Below are 7,781 nucleotides of genomic sequence, written 5' to 3'. Positions count from 1 at the left end.
TTGTCGGCCTCGTGGCTGAAGTGATAGGCAATCCCCTCCAGCTCCATCAGGCGGCTGATGAAGTCCAGGCTCGACTCCTGATACTGCACGCAGTAGTCCCATACGCGGTAGCTGCCGGTGAGCTTGTCCTCCACGTTGACCTGATGCTCACCCAGCAGGGTTTTCACTATCTGCGGCACCGTCTGCCCCTGGAAGATACGCAGGTTGCGGTCGCGCTTCATCGGCCACAGGTCCGGCTCCACCGTCAGCTGGTACACCGCGTAGCGGGTGCCCGTCAGCTCAACGGCGCTCACCGCCACGCGCGTGACTTTGCCGTTGATATAGCGGGAGGTCAGCAGGTTCTGCGTCGGGATGGTCACCGTGACCGGCTGCCCGAGCAATTTGCTGCGGTCAATGCGCGCGTCCGTGCCGAGCAGGGTCAGCGTCAGCGCAAACGACTCGGACATCGCCTCGCGGCCGGAGAGTTTCCAGAAGAGCAGCCCCTCGACCGGGAGCTGAACGGTAATTCGGTTGAGCATAATCTGTATTCCGTAATGGTTTATGCTGAAAACGTGTTTGAACGTAAAGCTAATTTTGACAAAGTGGTTTTGGATATACGCCGGTGCTCTTATGCGTCAGAAACGTTAAAGAAAGTTATCCTCAGGTGCACTGTGAAATAGCTCCCCTGCCATGCTGACCAGACGTTCGTGTTGGACCAGTTTATCTTTCCACTTCTGCGGAATACCTGAATAGCCATATAACGCACCGGCTAGTTGACCTGCCGTTGCCGCAACGCGGTCGGCATCATCCGCCAGATTGGCGGCATGAAGGATCGCATCACGGAAATTATCCGTATGCCATACCGCCCACATTGCGGCCTCAAGCGTATCGATAACATAACCGCTGGAGCGAATCTGGTGACAGGACTTATGCTTGTACTCACCAGCGTTAACGATCATAACCCTTGCGCACAAAGGAAACCGATGAGGCTTGAACAACGCCTCTTTTGGATAACCACAGCATCGTCACTGTGAAGATCGAGCATTACGCGTCCTTCCGTATTGATGTATCCACAGAGAGTAGATCTTAAGAAACTCTGAAAATATAAACAAAACACTATACAGCCAGACGCTTGAGGCACCCGCGAGATTCAACAACAGCGGGAAAAGGGTCACCGAGTACCGGAAGGAGATCAGACGAAAAACTTCCTGGCAGAGCGCCAATCTGCTCGCGAAAGGCTTCCCGGTCAGAAAGCACCATGCCGAGGCAAAGAGCGACAACAGCAACAAGAAATCGAGAATAAAGAAAAGCAGCAGAACGCCGGACCCACCACCATAAAGCCAGTTTCCTGTCGCACTGAAAGAGGATATATCGGATACAAAGGGGACTCTGTCATGGCGCACAGACTGCGCACAGTAGACCGCAACAGCCAGCGCATCCATCGTTCCCCAGAAAATGAATACCTGCTTTTTAACACTCATCATTGCTCAAGGAAGTGCACTGTTTAACAACATTACTGACTCACCGGTGCAGGAGACCATTTACCGCCATGCTGAATAAGCGTTTCTTTGATTTCAGTCAGCTTTTGATATTCGTCACTGCCCTCTTTCGCCCGGTTCAGATAACGCTGAAGCTGGTTGGCCATTGTCCAGCCATTATCCGCCTTGATCTCAGCATTTGCACCACGCTCCAGCAAAAGCAGGACATGGTCGTAAGAGTGAAAGTCCAGCGCGGCGATCAGCAACGTATTACCCAGTGAATTGGTAATATTGATGTCCGCTCCACCGTCAAGCATCGCCTGCAGCGTATCGGTGTTTTTTGCTTCGAGGGTCTCGAAGATAATCGGTTCCCCAAACGTTTTATCCTTCGCATCCGGCGATAATCCGCCCTCAAGCATCGCCTTTATCCAGACCCCACTGTCTGCTTTCAGCACATATTCAGCCGGACTGCTCTCTCCTTTAGGCCTTGGCTGGAGCGGATCTGCCCCCGATTTAACCAGAGCGGTAATAATATTTAGCTGTTCCGGTGTTTTTTTATCGTTAATTGCGTTCATCACCGCCCAAAACAACAGCGTCATGTCCTCTTTACCGGGCTTATTAAGGTCGGTTTGCGACGCTAATTTAATAACCTCATTCATCTCACCGGCTTCAATTGCACGCGCGACTGTGAGTTGCTGACCACTGAAGTAATTGTCTGGTTTTAAATCCATATTTTGCTTGCACCCCTGAACCATAAACATTAAACAAAGCGCTATCCAGCCAGTAATCAATGATTTCACGCGCGACTCCCGATAATTGCGATGTCTTCATCTTTCTGTTGCTCAATACATTTAATCGCCTGATCGATGCCATGGCGATCGAGAGCACCTCCCGTTCCCCCCGGAAGGTCGTGTGCAATTCCGGCAGCGTTAGGCATGACGGCAGAAAGCTCTTCTTTGGCTATCAGCGCCGGCACGTGTCCTTTAACCGTTTTGAAATCTTCCCAAAGGTTAACTTCCTGAATTTTTGTCAGCAGTTCACCTTCAACCCGGTAAGCCTGAATATTTTCCGTACTGCCCAACAAACTTCCGCCGTATTTCTCTACGGTACCCGGATGCAGACCGGCCGCGTTGAAGGTCCATCCCGGCATACCGCTGGCCATCGCGGTAGCAGACGCTAATCCGCCCCCTAAAGAGTGGCCCGCAATGTCCACTTGTTTACCGGATTTAGCGAGTTGTTCGCCAAGACCCACTGCTCTTTTATAGTAATCTGACGCCATTCCGAGCCCTTGCGCACCGTTATTTTTCCAGTCAGCCATGTTCTTCATGGGGAAAAATTCGGGTTGCCGTGATCCTCTGAAAACCAACGTTGGGTTCATATCACGACCAAACACCTCGGGGTCGGGTTGATATACGCGGGCCAGAAAATCAGGAGAGGCTGTATTGTCGAAAAGTGATTTGCTGTTCAGCCCAAGCTTCTTCAGCGCCGCTGCGTCATTACTAATATCCGTCCATCCCTTCGGCACGCCCGGCGTCGTTTCCAGCGGGTTTACAGTCTTATAAACATTTTCCGCAAGCTTCGCTTTCTCCACGGCAATATTATTCGCCGCTAACCGTTTAGCCGCGATCTGCGCATCCGGATAGAGACTGTTGCTGCCCTTCGCAATCAGGTCCTTACGGGCCTGCCAGCGTTCGGCTTTGGTCATATTCTGCAACTGAGAGGCATAGGTTTTACCGTCTTTGCCCGGCGTCGGCTGGTCAGGCACCTGAGCCGCTTTGGATTTCACCACCTGCGTCGGCAGCTCCGTTGGCGCGGGGCGGGAACCATAGGTGCGCACCATGGTTTCGTAACGTTCAACGATAGTGCTCTCCGGATACCAGCCCAGACCCGTATTTGAGGCAGCCTGTAATCGCCCATCGGCATTGATATAAAACATCTCAGTCACTGACGACCAGTTGCGAAAACTCTCGTCGATAGCCACGATCCTGCCCATGTCGAGATCCTGCGCAATCAGCTTGCGGGTATCGCGACCTGACTGATACGGATTTGCACCGGTAATGGAGTACAGCAGATCGTAGCGCGTGAACAGCGAGCGCAGCGAATTGTCGGGCACCGACATAATCCACTGCCCGGCGACGGACGGGCGGATAATTTTCGCAAAAAGCGCTGGCGAGACGTTCTCGCTGAAAAGATAGACAAACTTAATGTTATACATTCGCTCCGTCCTGTTCCCTGTCCCTGCCTGACTTACGGATTCACCAGCCAGGTACCCGGCTTGGCAATATCCAGCGTCTGGGTACGCGTTCTCCCGTTGCCCTGCAGTTCAATCTTCGCCTCACCGGCTGGCAGCTTGAGCGATGCATAACCGTTGGTCGCCGGACGCAGCGCTTTTGGCTCGCCGTTCACTTTCAGCGTTTCGCCGTCCTGGATACGGATATAGACCAGCGCGACCGGGCTGGCGACAGGTGGTGGAGTCTGTTCCGCCGCCGCCGGCTCGCTAACCTTCTCCGTTTCCGGCTTCACGTCTGGCGTGTTCGCGGCGGTTTCAGCCGGACGCGTCTCTGCCGGTGCCTGTGCAGCCTGCTCGGGCGCATCCTGACCGCCGCCGCTAAACAGCATGGCTCCGGCGACAATGCCCACCAGCACGCCAGCGGCAACCAGGCCCGGGATCTTGTAGCGGCGCCAGTCAAGCGCCGAAGCAGGTTTCTCTTCCTCTACCGGAACCAGCATGGTGCCGGTTTTTTTGGCGGTCAGCACATCGTTGATACCGGCGACCGGCATCTCAATCAGCGCCGCGAACTCGTCGATAGACTGCGGACGGTCCTCCATGTGCAGCGCCAGCGCGCGGTCAATAGCCTGCAGCAGCGGGATGGAATAACCCTGCGGCATGATTTCCACCAGCGGTTTGCAGGTATCCTGGATAGAGCGCACCACGCTGACCGGCGGCGGCGATCCCACGATCAGAGTACGCAGCACGGCACCAAGGGCGTAGATATCCGTCCACGGACCCTGCTCGCTTTCGTTGTCGTCGGTGTACTGCTCAATCGGCGCAAAGCCCGGGCGCAGCATGGTTTCCGTTTCGTCAGAGAGGTTACCGATGGTGCGGCGCGCGGAGCCGAAATCGAGCAGCACCGGCAGGCCGTTATCCTGGATCTGAATGTTATCCAGAGAGATATCGCGATGCAGGTAGCCTTCGTCGTGAATGGTCTTGATCGCGCCAAACAGCATCGGCAGCGTGCGGCGGATCCACGCCTCGTTGATCAGTTCCGGCTTTTCTTCACGCAGGCGTGAAAGCGTGGTGCCGCTGTAGAACAGCGTCCCCATGTAGGCCGTGTCGTTTTGCACCCAGAAGCGCAGGACGTGCAGCAGGTTCGGATGGTTAAAGCGCGCCAGCAGACGGGCTTCCTGAATAAAGCTGTTCAGGCCGGCGGAAAACGCTTTGCCAAAGCGCTCGCTGCGCAGCACGAGGGTCATGTCATCGCCGCGCACGGCGAGCGAGGAAGGCATAAATTCTTTGATAGCGATAGTGCGTTCGAGCTGGTGATCCCACGCGCGATAGACGATGCCAAAACCGCCGCCGCCGATCACCTCTTTGATTTCAAACTCGTTGAAGCGGTACCCGACCGGGAGCGCGTTTGGGACAGTCCGATTGTTATCATTATCCGTCATCTTTTACAGTTCTCTTGATGATTATTACGCGGCAAACTGACAGTGAAACTCGCCCTGCTCGCAGGTGACGTGCAGACGTCGGTACTGCTCGTCGCTGCGGCTGGCGGTAAGTAAGATCTGGCTCATCTGAGGCAGTAAGGTGTTGGTCAGAATAGCGTCCACCATGCGGCCGCCGGACTCCACCTCGGTACAGCGCTGAACAATCTGTTCCACCACGCTGTCGTCAAACTCAGAAATAATGTTGTGATTCTCTTCCAGACGGCGCTGAATGCGCTTGAGCTGCAGACGAACAATCAGCCCCAGCATCTCGTCGCTGAGCGGATAGTACGGCACCACCAGCAGACGGCCCAGCAGCGCCGGCGGGAATACCTCCAGCAGCGGCTGGCGCAGCGCGCCGCTTAACGCGTCAGGCTCCGGCATCAGCTCCGGATCGGCGCACATCGCGCTAATCAGGTCGGTACCGACATTAGACGTCAGAATAATGATGGTGTTACGGAAATCAATATGGCGTCCCTCGCCGTCTTCCATCCAGCCTTTATCAAAGACCTGGAAGAAGATCTCGTGGACGTCCGGGTGTGCTTTTTCAATTTCGTCCAGCAGTACCACGCTGTACGGGCGGCGGCGCACGGCCTCGGTTAATACACCGCCTTCACCATAGCCCACGTAGCCCGGAGGCGCACCTTTTAACGTTGAAACGGTGTGCGCTTCCTGGAATTCACTCATGTTGATGGTGATAACATTCTGCTCGCCGCCGTACAGGGATTCCGCGAGCGCCAGCGCGGTTTCGGTTTTACCGACGCCGGACGGGCCGCACAGCATAAAGACGCCCACCGGTTTGTTGGGATCGTCGAGCTTCGCTCGCGAGGTTTTCACGCGGCGGGCAATGAGATCCAGACCGTGACGCTGTCCAATAACGCGCTGGTTCAGCGTGTCAGCAAGGTTCAGCACCGCGTCGATCTCGTTTTTCACCATCCGGCCCAGCGGGATCCCGGTCCAGTCAGAGACCACCGCGGCCACCACGTTTTCATCCACAGCCGCAAACAGCAGCGGTTCATCGCCCTGTAAGGCGTTGAGCGCCTGCTGCTGTTCCGCCAGCTGGCTGCGCAGCTCGGCGCTATCTTCATCGCCCGCCGCGAACAGCGCCGCACGCAGGCGAATAATCTCCTGGACCAGGCTGCGTTCTTCTTCCCAGCGCTGGGCCAGAGCTTCGCGTTTTGTTTCGTACGCGTCGCGTTCTGCACGTAACGCCGTTACGCGCTCAGCGTCACCGGCACCGACGCGCGCTTCGCGCTCAGCGATCTCAATTTCCACGTCCAGCGCGGCAAGGTGGCGCAGACAGTCTTCCAGCTGCGCGGGCGGCGCGCTCTGGCTGACCGCGACGCGGGCGCAGGCGGTGTCGAGCAGCGCAACGGCTTTGTCCGGCAGCTGACGCGCCGGGATGTAGCGATGCGACAGCTTCACCGCCGCGCTGACCGCTTCGTCGAGCAGCAGCACCTGGTGGTGCGTCTCCAGCGGCGACACGGTGCTGCGCAGCATCAGAATGGCTTTCGCTTCGTCCGGCTCATGCACCTGCACCGTCTGGAAACGACGGGTCAGCGCCGGGTCTTTCTCGATGTACTTTTTGTATTCCGCCCAGGTGGTGGCGCCGATGGTGCGCAGCTGTCCGCGCGCCAGCGCTGGCTTCAGCAGGTTCGCCGCATCGCCGGTCCCCTGCTGGCCGCCTGCGCCAATCAGGGTATGGATCTCATCGATGAACAGAATAATCGGCGTTGCGCTGGACTGGACTTCATTAATGAGCGCCTGCAGACGGGCTTCAAACTCGCCTTTCATGCCTGCGCCAGCCTGCAGCATGCCGATATCCAGCAGCCACAGCTGGATATTTTGCAGCGGCTCCGGGACGTCGCCGTCGGCGATACGCAGCGCCAGCCCTTCCACCACCGCCGTTTTGCCGACCCCGGCTTCCCCGGTCAGCAGCGGGTTGTTCTGGCGGCGACGCATCAGGATATCCACCATCTGGCGGATCTCCTCGTCGCGCCCGACAACCGGGTCAATCTTCCCTTCGCGAGCGCGGGCGGTCAGGTCCTGGCCGTACTGGGCCAGCGTCCCCTGCGCAGCCGGTACCGCACCCGCCGGTGCATCGACGGCGGCTGCGGCCTGCTGCGTCTCTTTGCTGTTGGCGCAGATAGCGTCGAACTGCTCAATCAGCACCTCGACGTTCAGGCGGGTGAACTGTGACGAGATGCTTTTCAGCACGTTGGCCAGGTTCCAGGTTTTAAGCATGCCGATCAGCAAATGGCCGCCGCGAATACGGCTGACGCCAAACTTCAGCGAGCCGAAGACCCAGGCGCGCTCCACGGCGCTGTCGATATGTTCGGAGAGATCGGAAACGGAACTCGCCCCGCGCGGAAGGACATCCAGCGCCGCAACGATATCGCGCGTCAGCTGTTGTTCATCAAGGGCAAAGTGGCGGATGACCTGCTGCAGATCGCCATCCTGCTGCTGCATCAGCTGATGGAGCCAGTGCACCAGCTCAACATAGGGGTTGCCGCGCAGCTTGCAGAACGCAGTGGCGCTTTCCAGAGAGGTAAATAACAGCGTATCCAGTTTGCCGAAAAGCACGGCACGGCTAATTTCTGACATGTTAGTTTCCATTAA

The 7,781-nt window shown here is 56.9% G+C and carries 6 protein-coding genes and 1 pseudogene; all 7 read right to left on the bottom strand.

Annotated features, from left to right (window positions below):
• Positions 1 to 518 (bottom strand): type VI secretion system Vgr family protein (locus tag AC2T6E_RS10425; RefSeq protein ID WP_486691576.1); only part of this gene is annotated, 518 nt, incomplete at its 3' end.
• 105 nt (positions 519 to 623) lie between these two features.
• Positions 624 to 977, bottom strand: a pseudogene (locus AC2T6E_RS10420) (ADP-ribosylglycohydrolase family protein); the annotation flags it as partial.
• A 27-nt stretch (positions 978 to 1,004) separates the two neighbouring features.
• A complete protein-coding gene (locus AC2T6E_RS10415) occupies positions 1,005 to 1,463 on the bottom strand; it encodes a hypothetical protein (RefSeq protein WP_226347763.1) in 459 nt (152 codons plus the stop codon).
• Between the two features lie 29 nt (positions 1,464 to 1,492).
• Positions 1,493 to 2,218 carry an ankyrin repeat domain-containing protein gene (locus AC2T6E_RS10410; RefSeq protein ID WP_486691592.1) on the bottom strand — a complete coding sequence of 242 codons (726 nt, stop codon included), beginning with the start codon at positions 2,216 to 2,218 and terminating at the stop codon, positions 1,493 to 1,495.
• A gap of 35 nt (positions 2,219 to 2,253) precedes the next feature.
• Positions 2,254 to 3,672 (bottom strand): Tle-like phospholipase domain-containing protein, encoded by a 1,419-nt coding sequence (locus tag AC2T6E_RS10405; RefSeq protein WP_212473625.1) that lies wholly within the window; start codon positions 3,670 to 3,672, stop codon positions 2,254 to 2,256.
• Positions 3,673 to 3,704: 32 nt separating this feature from the next.
• Positions 3,705 to 5,126 (bottom strand): serine/threonine protein kinase, encoded by a 1,422-nt coding sequence (locus AC2T6E_RS10400; protein ID WP_108417636.1) that lies wholly within the window; start codon positions 5,124 to 5,126, stop codon positions 3,705 to 3,707.
• Positions 5,127 to 5,150: 24 nt separating this feature from the next.
• Positions 5,151 to 7,766 (bottom strand): type VI secretion system ATPase TssH, encoded by a 2,616-nt coding sequence (tssH, locus tag AC2T6E_RS10395; protein WP_260662167.1) that lies wholly within the window; start codon positions 7,764 to 7,766, stop codon positions 5,151 to 5,153.
• Positions 7,767 to 7,781 lie beyond the last annotated feature (15 nt).

The organism is Enterobacter sp. B79-1 (assembly GCF_057444735.1).
The sequence above is the reverse complement of the archived record's forward strand: the minus strand, read 5'-3'. Positions and strand labels throughout refer to the sequence as shown.